This is a genomic window from Stenotrophomonas sp. FSL W7-1447, from assembly GCF_037966425.1.
Classification (GTDB): domain Bacteria; phylum Pseudomonadota; class Gammaproteobacteria; order Xanthomonadales; family Xanthomonadaceae; genus Stenotrophomonas; species Stenotrophomonas pavanii.
Window position 1 is genome coordinate 2,189,964 of the sequence record NZ_CP150199.1, and the last position, 16,238, is coordinate 2,206,201.

15 protein-coding genes are annotated in these 16,238 nt (G+C 68.1%); 9 read left to right on the forward strand and 6 right to left on the reverse strand.

Going from position 1 to position 16,238, the window contains the following annotated elements; genetic code table 11:
• Positions 1-33 precede the first annotated feature (33 nt).
• From NSQ78_RS10330 to NSQ78_RS10345, 4 genes are all read right to left on the reverse strand, one after another.
• Entirely contained in the window at positions 34-804 is a 771-nt protein-coding gene (locus tag NSQ78_RS10330) for an SDR family NAD(P)-dependent oxidoreductase (RefSeq protein WP_057495094.1), read from the reverse strand.
• A gap of 101 nt (positions 805-905) precedes the next feature.
• Positions 906-1,802 carry a hydroxymethylglutaryl-CoA lyase gene (locus NSQ78_RS10335; protein ID WP_064238405.1) on the reverse strand — a complete coding sequence of 299 codons (897 nt, stop codon included), beginning with the start codon at positions 1,800-1,802 and terminating at the stop codon, positions 906-908.
• Positions 1,799-2,200, reverse strand: a complete 402-nt coding sequence (locus NSQ78_RS10340; protein WP_064238407.1) for a VOC family protein — start codon at positions 2,198-2,200, stop codon at positions 1,799-1,801. Before NSQ78_RS10340 ends, NSQ78_RS10335 begins: the two co-directional genes overlap by 4 nt.
• Positions 2,201-2,202: 2 nt before the next feature.
• Positions 2,203-2,991, reverse strand: a complete 789-nt coding sequence (locus tag NSQ78_RS10345) for an enoyl-CoA hydratase/isomerase family protein (RefSeq protein ID WP_049464338.1) — start codon at positions 2,989-2,991, stop codon at positions 2,203-2,205.
• Between the two features lie 119 nt (positions 2,992-3,110).
• Between NSQ78_RS10345 and NSQ78_RS10350 the strand changes: the two genes are divergently transcribed.
• The 3 genes from NSQ78_RS10350 to NSQ78_RS10360 are packed head-to-tail and all read left to right on the forward strand — an operon-like array spanning position 3,111 to position 5,472.
• The gene (locus tag NSQ78_RS10350) at positions 3,111-3,365 is read left to right on the forward strand and encodes a FeoA family protein (RefSeq protein ID WP_049464336.1); all 255 of its coding nucleotides are present in this window, start codon (positions 3,111-3,113) and stop codon (positions 3,363-3,365) included.
• Positions 3,362-5,227, forward strand: a complete 1,866-nt coding sequence (locus NSQ78_RS10355) for a ferrous iron transporter B (RefSeq protein WP_064238410.1) — start codon at positions 3,362-3,364, stop codon at positions 5,225-5,227. Before NSQ78_RS10350 ends, NSQ78_RS10355 begins: the two co-directional genes overlap by 4 nt.
• On the forward strand, positions 5,227-5,472 hold the full coding sequence (locus tag NSQ78_RS10360; RefSeq protein WP_057495099.1) for a DUF6587 family protein: 246 nt from the start codon (positions 5,227-5,229) through the stop codon (positions 5,470-5,472). Before NSQ78_RS10355 ends, NSQ78_RS10360 begins: the two co-directional genes overlap by 1 nt.
• Before the next feature lie 65 nt (positions 5,473-5,537).
• On the opposite strand, the gene NSQ78_RS10365 is transcribed toward NSQ78_RS10360, so the two are convergent.
• Positions 5,538-5,999: a DUF4304 domain-containing protein gene (locus NSQ78_RS10365; protein ID WP_057495100.1), complete on the reverse strand. Its 462-nt coding sequence runs from the start codon at positions 5,997-5,999 to the stop codon at positions 5,538-5,540.
• Between the two features lie 213 nt (positions 6,000-6,212).
• On the opposite strand from NSQ78_RS10365, the gene dapB reads away from it, so the two are divergent.
• The 5 genes from dapB (at position 6,213) to NSQ78_RS10390 (ending at position 13,155) form a co-directional block, all read left to right on the forward strand.
• Entirely contained in the window at positions 6,213-6,932 is a 720-nt protein-coding gene (dapB, locus tag NSQ78_RS10370) for a 4-hydroxy-tetrahydrodipicolinate reductase (protein ID WP_080473126.1), read from the forward strand.
• 309 nt (positions 6,933-7,241) lie between these two features.
• Positions 7,242-8,369 (forward strand): glutamine-hydrolyzing carbamoyl-phosphate synthase small subunit, encoded by a 1,128-nt coding sequence (gene carA / locus NSQ78_RS10375; protein WP_049464327.1) that lies wholly within the window; start codon positions 7,242-7,244, stop codon positions 8,367-8,369.
• 148 nt (positions 8,370-8,517) lie between these two features.
• Positions 8,518-11,760, forward strand: a complete 3,243-nt coding sequence (carB, locus tag NSQ78_RS10380) for a carbamoyl-phosphate synthase large subunit (protein WP_049464325.1) — start codon at positions 8,518-8,520, stop codon at positions 11,758-11,760.
• Positions 11,757-12,233 (forward strand): transcription elongation factor GreA, encoded by a 477-nt coding sequence (greA, locus tag NSQ78_RS10385; RefSeq protein ID WP_005409483.1) that lies wholly within the window; start codon positions 11,757-11,759, stop codon positions 12,231-12,233. The genes carB and greA overlap by 4 nt, the downstream gene beginning before the upstream one ends.
• Positions 12,234-12,237: 4 nt before the next feature.
• Entirely contained in the window at positions 12,238-13,155 is a 918-nt protein-coding gene (locus NSQ78_RS10390) for a phosphoglycerate mutase (protein WP_064238413.1), read from the forward strand.
• Between the two features lie 113 nt (positions 13,156-13,268).
• On the opposite strand, the gene NSQ78_RS10395 is transcribed toward NSQ78_RS10390, so the two are convergent.
• Entirely contained in the window at positions 13,269-14,309 is a 1,041-nt protein-coding gene (locus tag NSQ78_RS10395; protein ID WP_064238416.1) for a DUF1176 domain-containing protein, read from the reverse strand.
• Positions 14,310-14,454: 145 nt separating this feature from the next.
• Between NSQ78_RS10395 and recJ the strand changes: the two genes are divergently transcribed.
• Positions 14,455-16,212, forward strand: a complete 1,758-nt coding sequence (gene recJ, locus NSQ78_RS10400) for a single-stranded-DNA-specific exonuclease RecJ (RefSeq protein WP_064239642.1) — start codon at positions 14,455-14,457, stop codon at positions 16,210-16,212.
• The last annotated feature ends 26 nt before the right edge of the window (positions 16,213-16,238 follow it).

Here is a 16,238-nt window from a genome sequence, read left to right on the forward strand (position 1 = left end):
GGGGGAGGGCGCCGTCCCGGCGCCCGGGGGGAATCACTTCGGAGCGAGGCGGGTGGCGCCGTCCAGGCGGATGGTCTCGCCGTTGAGGTAGGTGTTGCCGAGGATGAAGCCGACCAGGCTGGCGAAGTCTTCCGGCTTGCCCAGGCGCGACGGGAACGGGATCGAGGCGGCCAGCGACTGCTGCACGGCTTCGGGCATGCCATCGACCATCGGCGTCCAGAACACGCCCGGGGCGATGGTGTTGACGCGGATGCCGAAGCGCGACAGCTCGCGCGCCATCGGCAGCGTCATCGACACCACGCCGCCCTTGCTGGCCGCATACGCGGCCTGGCCGATCTGGCCTTCATAGGCGGCGATGCTGGCGGTGTTGATGATCACGCCGCGCTCGCCGTCTTCGCCGGCGTCGTTGTGCTGCATGCGGTTGGCCGCGGCCTTGGCCACGTTGAAGCTGCCGACCAGGTTGACCATCACCGTGCCCTGGAAAGCGGCCAGCGGCATCGGGCCTTCCTTGCCCAGCACGCGGCCGGCGCCGAGGATGCCGGCACAGTTCATCGCCACGTTCAGGCCGCCGAGAAAATCGTGGGCCTGGTCGATGGCCGCAGCCACGGCCGACTCATCGCTGACGTTGACGTTGAAATAGCGGGCCTTGTCGGCACCCAGTGCGGCGACGGCGGCAGCGCCCTTGTCATCGTTGAGGTCGAACAGGGCCACCTTGCCGCCCTGGGCGACGAGGTGCTGGGCCACGGCCAGGCCGAGGCCGGAGACGCCGCCAGTGATCACGGCACGTACGGAAGACAGCTGCATTGAACGGTCCTGCAGGTTCGAGAACCGCCGATTCTAACGGAAGCGGCGACCGCCGCCGTTGTGCACTGCGCCGCCCCGGCAGGAGCGGCGCAGCGGGGTGCTCAGCCGGTCGCTGCCAGCGCCTGTCCGGTGCGGCTGGCGGTGGCGCGGCCGAGCAGGCCAGCCAGCCAGCGGCCGGTCTCGGCCAGTGCCGGCAGGTCCACGCCGCTGTCCAGGCCCAGGCCCTGCAGCAGGTAGACCACGTCCTCGCTGGCGACGTTGCCGCTGGCCCCCTTCGCATACGGGCAGCCACCGGCCCCCGAGACTGCGCTGTCGACCACGCGCACGCCTTCTTCCAGGCAGGTGGCGATGTTGGCGATGGCCTGGCCGTAGGTGTCGTGGAAGTGCACGGCCAAGGCGTCCATCGGGATCTCGGCAGCGACCGCCTGCAGCATCGCCCGTGCCTTGCGCGGGGTGCCGACGCCGATGGTGTCGCCCAGCGAGATTTCGTAACAGCCCATCTGGTGCAGCGCGCGCGCTACCCGCACCACGTCGGCCAGCGGCACCTCGCCCTGGTAAGGGCAGCCGAGCACGGTGGAAACGTAGCCGCGCACGCGCACGCCATCGGCGGCGGCGCGGCGCAGGATCGGCTCGAACCGGGCCAGCGATTCGTCGATGCCGGCATTGGTGTTGGTGCGGTTGAAGGCCTCGGACGCAGCGGTGAACACCGCCACTTCCTCCACGCCCACCGCGCGGGCGCGGTCGTAGCCCTGTTCGTTCGGCACCAGCACCGGGTAGTGGATGCCGGGCCGGCGCTGGATGCCGGCGTAGACCTCGGCGGCGTCGGCCAGCTGCGGGATCCACTTCGGGCTGACGAAACTGGTCGCCTCGATGCTGCGCAGGCCGGTGGCCGACAGGCGGTTGATCAGTTCGATCTTGTCGGCGGTGGACACCGACTGCTTTTCGTTCTGCAGGCCGTCACGCGGGCCGACCTCGACGATGCGGACGTAGTCGCTCATGCGGCCACCCCGGCGGCGGGGAAGTGGCAGACCGCTTCGATGTTGTTGCCGTCCGGGTCGAGCACGAAGGCAGCGTAGTAATCCGGGTGGTACCACGGGCGCAGGCCCGGGGCGCCGTTGTCGCGGCCACCGGCGGCGAGGGCAGCGGCGTGGAAGGCGTCCACCTGCGCGCGGCGGGCGCAGGCGAAGGCCACGTGCACGCCGTGGCTGGCGGTGCCGCCATTGCCGAGCCAGAAGAACGGCTTGCCGTCGCTGCCGAAGCCGACGTGGTCGTGGTCGCCGGTCTGTTCGGCGCTCACTTCCATCACCACGCCGATCTGCAGCGGCGCCAGCGCCTGCAGGAAGAAGGTCTTGCTGCGCGCCAGGTCGGCGCTGGTCAAACCAAGATGATCGAGCATGTTCAGGCTTCCGTGACCCAATGGGGGGCGCGCTTGTCGAGGAAGGCGCCCAGGCCTTCCTGGCCCTCGGCGGAGACCCGCAGGCGCGCGATCAGGGCCGCATTATCGCGATCCAGGGCGTCGCGGTCATGGCTGTCCCGGACCTGCCGCACCAGCTGCTTGGCGGTGGACGAGGCGATCGGGCCGGCCTTGTCGAGCAACGCCAGCTGGCGTTCGAGCGCCTCGTCCAGGCGCTCGGGCTCGACCAGCTGATGGACCAGTCCGATGCGCAGCGCGGTGTCGGCATCGAAGTGCTCGCCGGTGGCGAACCAGCGACGGGCCTGGCGGGGGCCGATGGCCTCGATCACATAGGGGGAGATGACGGCGGGCAGCAGGCCCAGGCGGCTTTCGGTCAGGCCGAAGCGGGCCGAGGTGCTGGCGATGGCGATGTCGCAGCAGGCGACCAGGCCGACACCGCCGCCGAAGGCCGCGCCGTGGACCCGGGCCAGGGTCGGCTTGGGTAGCTCGTCCAGGGTGCGCATCAGCCGTGCCAGGGCCAGCGAGTCCTCGCGGTTGTCGGCTTCGCTGGCCGCCGCCATGCCGCGCATCCACTGCATGTCGGCACCGGCCGAGAAGGAGGCGCCGTGACCGGCCACCACCACGGCCCGGATCGAATCGTCGCGCCCGGCAGCCTCCAGCGCGGCGGTCAGCCGGGCGATCAGGCTGGCGTCGAAGGCGTTGTGCAGCTCCGGCCGGTTCAGCCAGAGGGTGAGGACGGCGCCGCGGCGCTCGATCTGCAAAGCATCGTTCATGGGATTCCAGAGTCACTCCATACCTGTATGGATCATAGCGGGCCATTGGTCATGGGCCATGACGCGACGCGGGAATGTTAGAATCGAGAACCATTTACATCCAGCAGAGAACACGCTAGATGACGCTGTCCGAACTGCCGCTGCACACCTCGGCCGTGGTCGAGTCCGTGCAGGACCTGCATGCCAACGATGCCATTGCCCGTCGCCTGCGCGAGCTGGGTTTCGTGAATGGCGAGGAAGTACGCCTGGTGGCCAAGGGTCCGGTGGGGGGCGAGCCGCTGCTGGTGCAGGTCGGGTTCACCCGGTTCGCGCTGCGGATCAGCGAAGCCAAGCGCGTCGTGGTCGACGCCGTCAGTCAGGAACGCCGTGCATGACCGCTACTGCCTCCTCCGCCCCCCTGCGCATCGCGCTGGTCGGTAACCCCAACAGTGGCAAGACCGCGCTGTTCAACCAGCTGACCGGCAGCCGGCAGAAAGTCGCCAACTACACCGGCGTCACCGTCGAGCGCAAGGAAGGCCGCCTGCGTGCGCCGTCCGGCCGTGAATTCGCCGTGCTCGACCTGCCGGGCGCCTACAGCCTGCATCCGGCCAGCCTGGACGAGGCGATCACCCGTGACCTGTGCCGGGGCTTCTACCCGGGCGAAGCGGCGCCGGACGTGCTGCTGTGCGTGATCGACGCCACCAACCTGCGCCTGCACCTGCGCTTCGCGCTGGAGCTGCGCGAACTGGGCAAGCCGATGGTGGTGGCCCTGAACATGGTCGACGCGGCCCAGCGCCGTGGCATCCAGGTGGACGTGGCCGCGCTCGAGCGCGAGCTGGGCGTACCGGTGGTGGAGACCGTGGCGGTGCGCAAGCAGGGGGCCAGGGCCCTGGTCGAGCGCCTGGACGCGATGGTGCCGCACCTGGATGCACCGGTGCCGGGCCCGGAAGGTGGCATCGATTACCACGCCAGGGTGCGCGAGATCCTGTCAGTCGCCGTGCGGATGCCGGCCCGGACCGCGAAGATCGACGACGCACTGGACCGCTGGCTGCTGCACCCGGTGTTCGGGCTGATCAGCCTGGCGGTGGTGATGTTCCTGATCTTCCAGGCCGTGTACGCGTGGGCGACGCCGCTGATGGACGGCATCGAGGCTGGCTTCGCCTGGCTCGGTACTTTCGTTGGCGGCGTGTTGCCGGAGGGCCCGCTGGCCAGCCTGCTGACGGACGGCATCATCGCCGGCGTCGGTGGCGTGGTGGTGTTCCTGCCGCAGATCCTGATCCTGTTCTTCTTCATCCTGGTGCTGGAGGAATCCGGCTACCTGCCGCGTGCGGCGTTCCTGCTCGACCGCATGATGGCCGCCGCCGGCCTGTCCGGCCGCTCGTTCATCCCGCTGCTGTCCAGCTTCGCCTGCGCGGTGCCGGGCATCATGTCCACGCGCAGCATCCAGGACCCGCGTGACCGCCTGGCCACCATCCTGGTCGCACCGCTGATGACCTGCTCGGCGCGCCTGCCGGTGTATGCGCTGCTGATCGGTGCGTTCATTCCGCAGAAGACGGTGTGGGGGGTGTTCAACCAGCAGGGCCTGGTCCTGTTCGGCCTGTACGCGGCCGGCATCCTCAGTGCGCTGGCGATGTCGTGGATCATGAAGAAGTGGCGCCGCGACAAGAGCGAGCACCCGCTGATGCTGGAGCTGCCGTCCTACCGGCTGCCGCACGTGCGCGACCTGGCGGTGGGCCTGTATGAGCGCGGCATGATCTTCCTCAAGCGCGTCGGCGGCATCATCCTGGCGCTGACCATCCTGCTGTGGGTCCTGCTGTCGTTCCCGGCGGCCCCGGCCGATGCCACCCTGCCGGCGATCGACTACAGCTACGCGGGCCGGATCGGCCATGCGATGGCCGTGTTCTTCGCGCCGCTGGGCTTCAACTGGCAGATCTGCATCGCGCTGATTCCGGGCCTGGCCGCGCGTGAGGTCGCGGTGTCGTCGCTGGCGACGGTGTATGCGCTGTCGGCGGCCGACGACGATGCCGCCAGCCAGGCACTGACCCCGTTGATCAGCGATGGCTGGTCGCTGGCCACGGCCCTGTCGCTGCTGGTCTGGTACATCTACGCCCCGATGTGCATCTCGACGCTGGCCACCATCAAGCGCGAGACCAACTCGTGGAAGCAGATGGGCTTCGCGGCGTTCTACCTGTTCGCGGCGGCCTATGTGGCCGCGCTGATCACCTACCAGGTGACCAGGGCGCTGGGAGGCGGCTGATGGATACCGGTCTGCTGGTCCAGTACCTGATCATCGCGGTGGCCGTGCTGGTCAGTGCCTGGGTGGTGCTGAAGAAGCAGTTCCCCGGGACCGTGCGCACGCTGCGCGGGGCGCTGGCGCTGGCCCTGCTGAAGCCGGGCCGCGCGGCCTGGGCGCAGGCGCTGGGGCGGAAGATCGCGCCGCCGGCAACGGGCAGTGGTGGCGCCTGTGGCGGTTGCGACAGCTGCGGGCCGACCAAGAAGTAGCGTCGAGCCATGCTCGGCGGCGGCCGTCCGGTGGGTGCGAACCTTGGTTCGCACGCTTCCAGGATTCAGACCTCTCTGCGGATGATCGCCCGGAAGTTCCCGTCCCGGTTCAGTCGCCGCACCGACGCGCGGTTCCCATGGGCTGCTGCGAAACCCGCCACGTCCGCCAGGGCATCGAGCAGCAGGGCCTTCAATGCGTCGCGATTGCCGGCCTCGAGCAGATCTTCAAGATCCTGCTGGATGAAGGCCCGGCGCAGGCCTGGCGTTTCTTCGATCCGCCAGTCGACATGGGGCGTGGGAATGCTGGAGCGGTACCGGAAGGCCGTTTCAAGATCGTCAGGCGCGAGCGGATACGCGAGCAGCTCCGGAAAGTAGAGTCCAGCATTCACATAGAAGCCGCGGCTTTCGCTGGCGCGCTGGTGATTCACGACAAGCAACGCGGCATCCAGCAAGCGGTAGCGGGTCGTCGACGTCCCGGCAAAGCCGGTCTTCCTGGCGCACTTGCTGAAGACGGTCGAGGATTTCATGGGTGTTGCCCCGGCTGAAGGGAGGGCCACAGACTTGAAGCGGAGCGTTGCCGCGTCCAGTGGCAAACCCGTCACCGCCGGAGTCGAACGGCCTGACAGTTGCGCGCAGGCAACACCGTGCGTCGCGAGGAATGAGCGCCCTCAATCAAAGAGCATGCAGCGTCACAGCGATGGCGCTTGCCGGAGCGGGCGTGCTGCCGCTAGCCTGCAGGCATGAACCAGACTCCCCTGCGATTGCTCATTCACGGCGCCTCCGGGCGCATGGGCCAGGCCCTGCTGCGGCTGGCCGCCGAACATCCCGAAACCCTGCAGATCGTGGCCGCGGTGACCGGCCGTGCGCCGGCGCAGCGCGTGGTCGACGGCGTGCCGTTCTTCGGTGCCAGCGAACTGCCCGGCGCGCCGGTGTTCGACGTGGCGATCGACTTCAGCCTGCCGGAGGGCTTCGACCCGCTGCTGGCGCTGTGCGTGGAGCGTGGGGCCGGGCTGGTGTCGGGCACCACCGGCATCTCCAGCACGCAGCGCCAGGCGCTGGAGGCGGCAGCGGCGAAGATTCCGCTGGTCTGGGCCTCGAACTTCAGCCTGGGCGTGGCGGTACTGGACGAGCTGGTCGAGCGCGCGGCGCAGGCGCTGCCCGGCTGGGACTGCGACATCGTCGAATCGCACCACACCCAGAAGAAGGACGCGGCGTCGGGCACCGCGCTGACCCTGGGTGCGGCCGCGCAGCGGGGCGGGGCGGAGCCGCACTACGCCAGCCTGCGTGCCGGCGACATCGTCGGCGAACACCTGGTCCAGTTCACCGGGCTCGGCGAGCGCATCGAGCTGGTGCATCGGGCCACCAACCGCGACATCTTCGCCCGCGGCGCCCTGTTCGCCGCCCGCCAGCTGCAGGGCCGGGCCCCGGGCAGCTACCGGGTGCGGGACCTGCTGGCGTAAGGCGGTAGTGCCGGCCGCTGGCCGGCAACCTTGGGTTACGGGGCGCCAATGGGATTGCCGGCCAGCGGCCGGCACAATCCGGTAGCGGGTGCCGCATACGCCGCCGGATTGAAATGAATGCGCAATCGCCTGTTCATGAAGCGCGATAACCGCTGGCGCGAGCGCCCCGGCAGCGCTACAATTCGCACTCGCCGAATCACGAAAGCCGGACCGGTCCCAGACCGTACGTCCGCGCTTTTTTGCAACCGGATTTCCGTGAAGCGCAGGCGTGACTTCGGCAGCCCCCTCGGTAGCCAAAGTGAGATTCCCGTGACCCAAGCCGCAATCCTCGTCCTCGAAGACGGCACCGTATTCGAGGGCGAATCCGTAGGCGCGCCCGGCCTGTCCGTCGGTGAGGTGGTGTTCAACACCGCCATGACCGGCTATCAGGAAGTTCTGACCGACCCGTCCTACGCCCGGCAGATGGTCACGCTGACCTATCCGCATATCGGCAACACCGGCATGACCGACCAGGACGATGAAGCGTCCAAGGTGTGGTCGGCCGGCCTGATCGTGCGCGATGTTCCGCGCCGTCCCAGCAACTGGCGCAGCCAGGTGTCGCTGCAGGACTGGCTGATCCAGCGTGGCGTGGTTGCCATCGCCGGCATCGACACCCGCAAGCTGACCCGCATCCTGCGCGAGAAGGGCGCGCAGAACGGTGCGCTGATGGCCGGCGACATCGACGTGGAAAAGGCACTGGAAGCCGCCCGCAAGTTCCCGGGCCTCAAGGGCATGGATCTGGCCAAGGTCGTCACTACCGAGAAGACCTACACCTGGACCGAGGGCCAGCTGGACCTGGATGCCAATGCCTTCGTCAGCGTGCCGGCCCGGTTCAAGGTCGTTGCCTATGACTTCGGCGTGAAGACCAACATCCTGCGCATGCTGGCCGAGCGCGGCTGCGAAGTGACCGTTGTGCCGGCGCAGACCCCGGCCGCCGAAGTGCTGGCACTGAAGCCGGACGGCGTGTTCCTGTCCAACGGCCCGGGTGACCCGGAGCCGTGTGACTACGCCATCGAGGCGATCAAGACCTTCATCGATGTGAAGATCCCGACCTTCGGCATCTGCCTGGGCCACCAGCTGCTGGGCCTGGCCTCGGGCGCGCAGACCATGAAGATGGGCCACGGCCACCACGGTGCCAACCACCCGGTGCAGGACCTGGACAGCGGGCGGGTGATGATCACCTCGCAGAACCACGGTTTCGCGATCGATGAAGCAACCCTGCCGCCGACCCTGCGCGTGACCCACCGTTCGCTGTTCGACGGCACCAATCAGGGCGTCGCCCGCACCGACGTGCCGGCGTTCTCGTTCCAGGGCCATCCGGAAGCGTCGCCGGGCCCGCACGACGTCGGTCCGCTGTTCGACCGCTTCGTGGTGCTGATGGAGCAGGCCAAGGCGTGATCAGTACGCCGCCGGCCTGCCGGTGGCGTCGCGATGGACCGTAAACCCCGCATCGCTGCTGCCCCCGGCGCGGCGCTGCGGATCAAGATTCCTGATCGACAGCGTGCGATCACCCCCCTTGTCACGCTGTACTGACTTAGAGAAGAAAATGCCCAAGCGCACTGACCTCAAGACCATCCTCATCATCGGTGCTGGCCCGATCGTCATCGGCCAGGCCTGCGAGTTCGACTACTCCGGCGCCCAGGCCTGCAAGGCCCTGCGCGACGAGGGTTACCGCGTGGTGCTGGTCAACAGCAACCCGGCCACGATCATGACCGACCCGGAGATGGCCGACGCCGTCTACATCGAGCCGATCAACTGGCAGACGGTCGAGAAGATCATCGCCAAGGAAAAGCCCGACGCGCTGCTGCCGACCATGGGTGGCCAGACCGCGCTGAACTGCGCGCTGGACCTGGCCGACAACGGCGTGCTGGAGAAGTACAACGTCGAACTGATTGGCGCCAAGCGCGAAGCGATCCGCATGGCCGAAGACCGCGAGCTGTTCCGCGTCGCCATGGGTGAGATCGGCTTGGAATGCCCGACCGCCGCCGTCGCCCACACCCTGGACGAAGCGCTGGAAATCCAGACCCGCGTCGGCTACCCGACCATCATCCGCCCCAGCTTCACCCTGGGCGGCAGCGGTGGCGGCATTGCCTACAACCGCGAAGAGCTGGTCGAGATCGTCAGCCGCGGCCTGGAACTGTCGCCGACCACCGAAGTGCTGGTGGAAGAGTCGGTGCTGGGCTGGAAGGAGTTCGAGATGGAAGTGGTCCGCGACACTGCGGACAACTGCATCATCGTCTGCTCGATCGAGAACCTGGACCCGATGGGCGTGCACACCGGTGACTCGATCACCGTGGCGCCGGCGCAGACCCTGACCGACAAGGAATACCAGCGCCTGCGCGATGCCTCCATCGCCGTGCTGCGCAAGATCGGCGTCGATACCGGTGGCTCGAACGTGCAGTTCGGCATCAACCCGAAGACCGGCCGCGTGGTCGTCATCGAGATGAATCCGCGCGTGTCGCGTTCCTCGGCGCTGGCCTCCAAGGCCACCGGCTTCCCGATCGCCAAGGTCGCCGCCAAGCTGGCCGTGGGCTACACCCTGGACGAACTGAAGAACGAGATCACCGGTGGCCTGACCCCGGCCTCGTTCGAGCCGTCCATCGACTACGTCGTCACCAAGATCCCGCGCTTCGCCTTCGAGAAGTTCCCGGCCGCCGACGCCCGCCTGACCACCCAGATGAAGTCGGTGGGCGAGGTGATGGCGATGGGCCGCACCTTCCAGGAGTCGGTGCAGAAGGCCCTGCGTGGCCTGGAGACCGGCAAGGTCGGCTTCGATCCGACCGGGCTGGACCTGTCCAACGAAGACGACCTGCAGACCCTGCGCCGCGAGCTGAAGGCGCCTGGCCCGGAGCGCCTGTTCTTCGTCGCCGATGCGTTCCGCGCCGGCATGAGCGTGGAAGAGATCTACGCGCTGTCGTTCATCGATCACTGGTTCCTGGACCAGATCGAGGAAATCATCGCTGCAGAAGGCGAAGTCGCTGCCGGTGGCATCGACGCGCTGGACGCCGCACGCCTGCGCAAGCTGAAGCGCGCTGGCTTCTCCGACGCGCGCCTGGCGCAGCTGACCGGCACCAACGAAGCCGCCATCCGCGCGCTGCGTCGTGCGCACAAGGTGCGCCCGGTCTACAAGCGCGTGGACTCCTGCGCCGGCGAGTTCTCCACCGGCACCGCCTACCTGTACTCCACCTACGAGGACGAGTGCGAGGCCGCGCCGAGCAACCGCGACAAGATCATGATCCTGGGCGGTGGCCCGAACCGCATCGGCCAGGGCATCGAGTTCGACTACTGCTGCGTGCACGCGGCACTGGCGCTGCGCGAGGATGGCTATGAAACCATCATGGTCAACTGCAACCCGGAGACCGTGTCGACCGACTACGACACCTCCGACCGCCTGTACTTCGAACCGCTGACCCTGGAAGATGTGCTGGAAATCGTCGAACTGGAGCAGCCGAAGGGCGTGATCGTGCAGTACGGCGGCCAGACCCCGCTGAAGCTGGCGCGCGCGCTGGAAGCCAACGGCGTGCCGGTGATCGGCACCAGCCCGGACTCGATCGATCTGGCCGAAGACCGCGAGCGCTTCCAGCAGCTGGTCGACAAGCTGGGCCTGAAGCAGCCGCCGAACCGCATCGCCCGCAACGACCAGGAAGCCCTGCTGCTGGCCCGCGAGATCGGCTACCCGCTGGTGGTGCGCCCGAGCTACGTGCTGGGTGGCCGTGCGATGGAAATCGTCTACGGTGAAGCCGACCTGGCCCGCTACGTGCGCGACGCGGTGAAGGTGTCCAACGATTCGCCGGTGCTGCTGGACCGCTTCCTCGACAACGCCGTCGAGTGCGACGTCGACATCATCGCCGACAAGGACGGCAACGTCCTGATCGGTGGCGTGATGGAGCACATCGAAGAAGCCGGCGTGCACTCGGGCGATTCCTCGTGCTCGCTGCCGCCGTACTCGCTGTCGGCCGAAACCCAGGCCGAGCTGCGCCGCCAGGTGGTGGAGCTGGCCAAGGCCCTGAACGTGGTCGGCCTGATGAACACCCAGTTCGCGATCCAGACCAGCGACGAAGGTGCCGACACCATCTACCTGCTGGAAGTGAACCCGCGTGCCTCGCGCACCGTGCCGTTCGTGTCCAAGGCCACCGGCATGCCGCTGGCCAAGATCGCTGCCCGCTGCATGGCCGGCAAGACGCTGGCCGAGCAGGGCGCGACCAAGGAAATCGTGCCGGACTACTACTCGGTGAAGGAAGCGATCTTCCCGTTCGCCAAGTTCCAGGGCGTCGACCCGATCCTCGGGCCGGAGATGCGCTCCACCGGTGAGGTGATGGGCGTGGGCCGCAGCTTCAACGCCGCCTTCGCGCGTGCGCAGGAAGCCGGTGGCATCAAGGCGCCGCCGGTCGGCAAGGCGTTCGTCTCGGTGCGTGATCCGGACAAGAAGCGCGTGCTGCCGGTGGCCAAGGCGCTGCTGGCGCGTGGCTACAGCCTGGTTGCCACCCGTGGCACCGCCGCGTGGCTGCAGCAGCACGGCATGGACTGCGAGATCATCAACAAGGTGGTCGAAGGCCGTCCGCACATCGTCGACTCGATCAAGAACGGCGAGATCGTCTACATCGTCAACACGACCGAAGGTCGTTCGGCGATCAACGACTCGTTCTCGATCCGTCGCGAGGCGCTGCAGCATCGCGTCACCTACTCGACCACCATTGCCGGCGCCAAGGCGCTGGTGGATTCACTGGAATTCCGCGGCACCGGTCCCGTCTGGTCGCTGCAGGAGCTGCACAAGGAGTTGAATGCATGAGAGCCCCCATCACCATGAAGGGCGCGCAGAAGCTGCGCGACGAACTGGATCACCTGAAGTCGGTCAAGCGCCCGAAGGTGATCGCCGCGATCGCCGAAGCGCGCGAGCATGGCGACCTGAAGGAGAATGCCGAGTACCACGCCGCGCGCGAGGAACAGGGCTTCATCGAAGGCCGCATCAAGCAGCTGGAAGGCGAGCTGTCGCATGCCGAGATCATCGACGTGAGCAAGCTCAATGCCGGCTCCAAGGTGGTGTTCGGCGCCAGCGTGACCCTGGCCGACGTGGAAACCGACGAAGAGAAGAAGTACCAGATCGTCGGTGACCTGGAGGCGGACATCAAGCAGGGCCTGATCGCGATTTCCTCGCCGGTGGCGCGCGCGATGATCGGCAAGCTGGAAGGCGATTCGATCGTGATCGACGCCCCGGCAGGCCAGCGCGAGTACGAGATCGTCAGCGTCAGCTACGTGGACTGACCGGGTGGCGACGGCGACCCTGCTGTTGCCGGCGCGCAGCCGCTTTGCCGCGGCGGCGTTGCCGGACGATGTGGCACGTGCGCTCGGCCGTGCCACGACCGTGCAGGTCGCGCCGGGCGAACGCGCGCAGCTGTCACGCCATTTCTCGGTTGCCGCGCCGCACTGGCCGGTGGCCGCGCTGACCCGCCAGCGCGATGTCGGCGATGCCGCCGGCGCCAGCTGGCTGCGTGCCGATCCGGCCTGCATGGTGCCGGACATGCATGGCGCGCGGATGATGGCCTACGGCGAAACGCTGTGGCCGACGCTGGCCGACTGCCTGGCGTTGCTGCCGGTGCTGCAACCCTTGTTCGCCGATGCCGGGTTCGTGCTCGATGCACCCGATCCTTCGCGCTGGTACCTGCGCCTGCCGATCGACGTGGTCCTGCCGGACTTCGACAGCCCGGACGAGGTGCTGGGCGATGACCTGTTCTCGCACCTGCCGGAAGGCGAGGGCGGCCGCCGCTGGCGGGCGCTGATGACCGAGGCGCAGGTGCTGCTGCACAACCATTCCTGGAACCAGCAGCGCGCCGCGCAGGGACAGCAGCCGATCAATTCGCTGTGGTTCTGGGGCGGTGGCGTGATGCCAGTGTCGGTCAGCACGCCGCATGCGCAGGTGCGCAGCCGGGACGCGCTGCTGCAGGGCCTGGCCCTGGCGGCCGGTGTGGCCGTGGATGGCGAGCAGGCGGTGGACGCACTGGTTGATCTGCGTCAGCTGCGCTCTTTGCAGCAGCTCGGCAACGATGCGATCCGGCCGTTGTTGGCCGCGCTGAAGCGTGGCGAACTGCAGCGGTTGGTATTGGATTTCGAGGACGGTCTGCAGTTCCAGCTGGACCGCGGTCAGCGCTGGCAGTTCTGGAAGAAGCCGCGCCAGCTCCACGACTGATCGGGGCCTCGGCCGAGCGGGGTCGGATCCGTTTGCCATCGGAAAATGGCTCTGACCCCGATGTTTCCCGGGGTTGCCGGCCAGCGGCCGGCACTACCGCAGGTAGCGGCGCCTCAGCGAACCTCGCTGACCACCGTGGGCAGTATCCAGTGCCCGCCGAGCATATTTCGACACTGGCCCGTCGTGAAATCGCTGCTCTTGACGAAGCGCTCGCCGTCCCACACCCAGTCATTGGCGGAGATGCAATCGCCGACACCGCGGCCTCGGTAACGGCCTCGCAACGTAGCGTCATCGCGGTCAAAATCTTCGGCGAGGTTGGTGACAAAGGTCGCTTGGTACGGCGATTTGTCTCGCACCACCCAGTAGGCGTTGCTCATGTTGTAGGCACCCACGAAGCAGCTGGTGCTTGCCAGCACATGCTGGGCGTCCAGTCGCTGGATCTCGATCTCATCCGTCCCGCCCTCGCTCAGGCGGCCGCACTCATCCGGCTTCGGCAGGCTGGCGATCAGTGCCTTGCGCAGGCCCGGTGCTTTCGCCAGTGCCGCGTCGGAGGCGCGCGGTGCCACCAGCGGGCCGCGCATGATCACTGGCACCGGCAATGCCGCAGGCACGCTCGCTTCGGGCTTGTCGCCACGCCGCACCAGCGCACCGGGCGTGCCCAGCCGGCCCTGGGCCTCGTCCATCTTCAGCAGGACGGCCGCTGCACCGCTGTCGGAGATCGGCCACGCCTTGCCCTTGCCGTCGATGATCTCGATGCGTGCCTGGCGCGGCAGTGCGGCGACCAGTGCACCGGTCTGTGCCTGCTGCAACAACACTTTGTCCCCGTCGCCGGTGTCCCGCACCGGGCCCAGGTCCTTGCCGTTCAGGCGCAGGCGCAGCGCCCCGGCCGGCGTCGCGCTTTCGCCATCCTCGCCATTGCGCAGCCGCGCGAGCACCTTCGTACCCGGGCCGCCCGCGCGTTCCAGCATCAGGCTGAGCAGATTGCCGGGTTGTTCCGGACTGTAGCCGGCGGCGCGGCAGGTGCGGGTGTTGTCACAGGCCAGCGACCAGTCGTTGTGCTGGAACTGCACGCCGGCCTTCGGTTCGGGCGTGGCGGCGTGGATGGTCGGGGCCAGGGTGAGGCCCAGCAGCGCGGGAAGGAGCGTGCGATGCATGCGTTGAAGTCCATTTCCGGGCCGACAAGCATGGAAGATATGCTGGCAAATTCCAAATGCTCGCGATCGGGGTGGAGCCTCCTGCGGGCAGAGAGATCCGACCCCGCGCTATCATGGGGATGTCTTCCGCAACCCGGCGATGCCGATGTCCCTTGCCGCCGATGCTGCGCACTCCTCCTCCGATACGCCGATGATCCGCCGCCGCGATGCGGTCGTACCCGGCAGCTGGCCAGAGGGCACGCTGCCACTGCTGGCGCGCCTGTATGCCAGCCGTGGCGCAGGTACGCCAGAGCTGGCGCTGCCGAAACTGGGCAGCCTCCACGCGCCCGAGTTGCTGACCGGCATCGATGATGCGGTGGGTCTGCTGATCGAGGCCATCGCCAACGACAGGCGCATCCTGGTGGTCGGCGATTTCGATTGCGATGGCGCCACCGCCTGTGCAGTCGGCGTGCGTGGCCTGCGCATGCTCGGCGCGCAACACGTCTTCCACGCGGTGCCGAACCGAATGGTGCACGGCTACGGCTTGTCACCTTCTCTGGTGGAGGAGCTGGCCGCGCTGCAGCCGGACCTGCTGGTCACGGTAGACCACGGCATCGCCTGCCATGCGGGCGTGACCGCAGCCAAGGCGCGCGGCTGGCAGGTGCTGGTCACCGACCATCACCTTCCCGGGCCGCAGCTGCCGCCGGCCGATGTCATCGTCGATCCCAATCTCGACGGTGATGCCTTCCCCAGCAAGTCACTGGCCGGCGTCGGCGTGATCTTCTACGTGCTGATGGCGCTGCGCCGGCACATGCGCGAGGCCGGCGTCTTCGCCGATGGCAAGGGGCCGGACCTGACCACGCTGCTGGACCTAGTGGCGGTCGGCACCGTCGCCGACCTGGTGGCGCTGGATCCGAACAACCGGGCACTGGTCAGCGCGGGCTTGCGGCGCCTGCGCGCGGGGCAGGGCTGTGTCGGCCTGCGTGCGCTGATCGAAGCCAGCGGCCGTGACGCAGCGCGGCTCACTGCCACCGACATCGGCTTCGCGCTCGGCCCGCGCCTGAATGCCGCGGGCCGGCTGGAAGACATGGCGCTGGGCATCGCGCTGCTGCTGACCGAAGACCCGCGCCAGGCGCGGGAGATCGCGCAGACGCTGGAGCAGATCAACTCAGAACGCCGCGCGGTGCAGCAGTCGATGACCGATGACGCCGAGCAGGCGTTGACCCGCGTGGTGCTTGACATGTCGGGGCAGCGCCCGGTGGCGGCCTGCCTGTTCGATGCCGACTGGCATCCGGGTGTGGTCGGCCTGGTCGCGTCGAAGATGAAGGATCGCCTGCATCGCCCGGTGATCGCCTTCGCGCCGGCCGAACCCGGCGCCGACACCCTGCGAGGCTCGGCGCGCTCCATTCCCGGCCTGCACATCCGTGACGCCCTGGCGCTGGTCGATGCGCGCCACCCGGGCCTGATCGAACGCTTCGGTGGCCACGCCATGGCGGCCGGCCTCAGCCTGCGGCGTGACCACGTCGATGACTTCAAGGCCGCCTTCGTCGCGGTGGTGCTGGAGATGCTCGATCCGGCGGCACTGCAGCAGCAGGTGCTCAGTGACGGCGAGCTGGCCGCGGACGAGCTGGACCATCGCCACGCCGATGCGTTGCGCCTGGCCGGGCCGTGGGGCCAGGGTTTCCCCGAGCCACTGTTCGACGGCCACTTCGAAGTCGCCAACTGGCGCGTGCTGAAGGAGCGTCACCTGAAGCTGGAACTGCGCCTGCCCGGCGTACCCGGCACGATCAACGCCATCCATTTCGGCGGCTGGCACGGCAACGCGCCATCACGTCACGTCCACCTGGCCTACCGGCTGGCCTGCGATGACTACCGTGGCGGCAGCGCCATCCAGCTGATCGTGGAGCACTGCCTGCCCGCATAGAAAAAGGGGACGGAGGGGATTAAGCC

Bases quoted from the DNA above. Each gene is read 5' to 3' on its own strand.
- NSQ78_RS10330 (WP_057495094.1), bottom strand. From the start codon at position 804: ATGCAGCTGTCTTCCGTACGTGCCGTGATCACTGGCGGCGTCTCCGGC.
- NSQ78_RS10335 (WP_064238405.1), bottom strand. From the start codon at position 1,802: ATGAGCGACTACGTCCGCATCGTCGAGGTCGGCCCGCGTGACGGCCTG.
- NSQ78_RS10340 (WP_064238407.1), bottom strand. From the start codon at position 2,200: ATGCTCGATCATCTTGGTTTGACCAGCGCCGACCTGGCGCGCAGCAAG.
- NSQ78_RS10345 (WP_049464338.1), bottom strand. From the start codon at position 2,991: ATGAACGATGCTTTGCAGATCGAGCGCCGCGGCGCCGTCCTCACCCTC.
- NSQ78_RS10350 (WP_049464336.1), top strand. From the start codon at position 3,111: ATGACGCTGTCCGAACTGCCGCTGCACACCTCGGCCGTGGTCGAGTCC.
- NSQ78_RS10355 (WP_064238410.1), top strand. From the start codon at position 3,362: ATGACCGCTACTGCCTCCTCCGCCCCCCTGCGCATCGCGCTGGTCGGT.
- NSQ78_RS10360 (WP_057495099.1), top strand. From the start codon at position 5,227: ATGGATACCGGTCTGCTGGTCCAGTACCTGATCATCGCGGTGGCCGTG.
- NSQ78_RS10365 (WP_057495100.1), bottom strand. From the start codon at position 5,999: ATGAAATCCTCGACCGTCTTCAGCAAGTGCGCCAGGAAGACCGGCTTT.
- dapB (WP_080473126.1), top strand. From the start codon at position 6,213: ATGAACCAGACTCCCCTGCGATTGCTCATTCACGGCGCCTCCGGGCGC.
- carB (WP_049464325.1), top strand. From the start codon at position 8,518: ATGCCCAAGCGCACTGACCTCAAGACCATCCTCATCATCGGTGCTGGC.
- greA (WP_005409483.1), top strand. From the start codon at position 11,757: ATGAGAGCCCCCATCACCATGAAGGGCGCGCAGAAGCTGCGCGACGAA.
- NSQ78_RS10395 (WP_064238416.1), bottom strand. From the start codon at position 14,309: ATGCATCGCACGCTCCTTCCCGCGCTGCTGGGCCTCACCCTGGCCCCG.
- recJ (WP_064239642.1), top strand. From the start codon at position 14,455: ATGTCCCTTGCCGCCGATGCTGCGCACTCCTCCTCCGATACGCCGATG.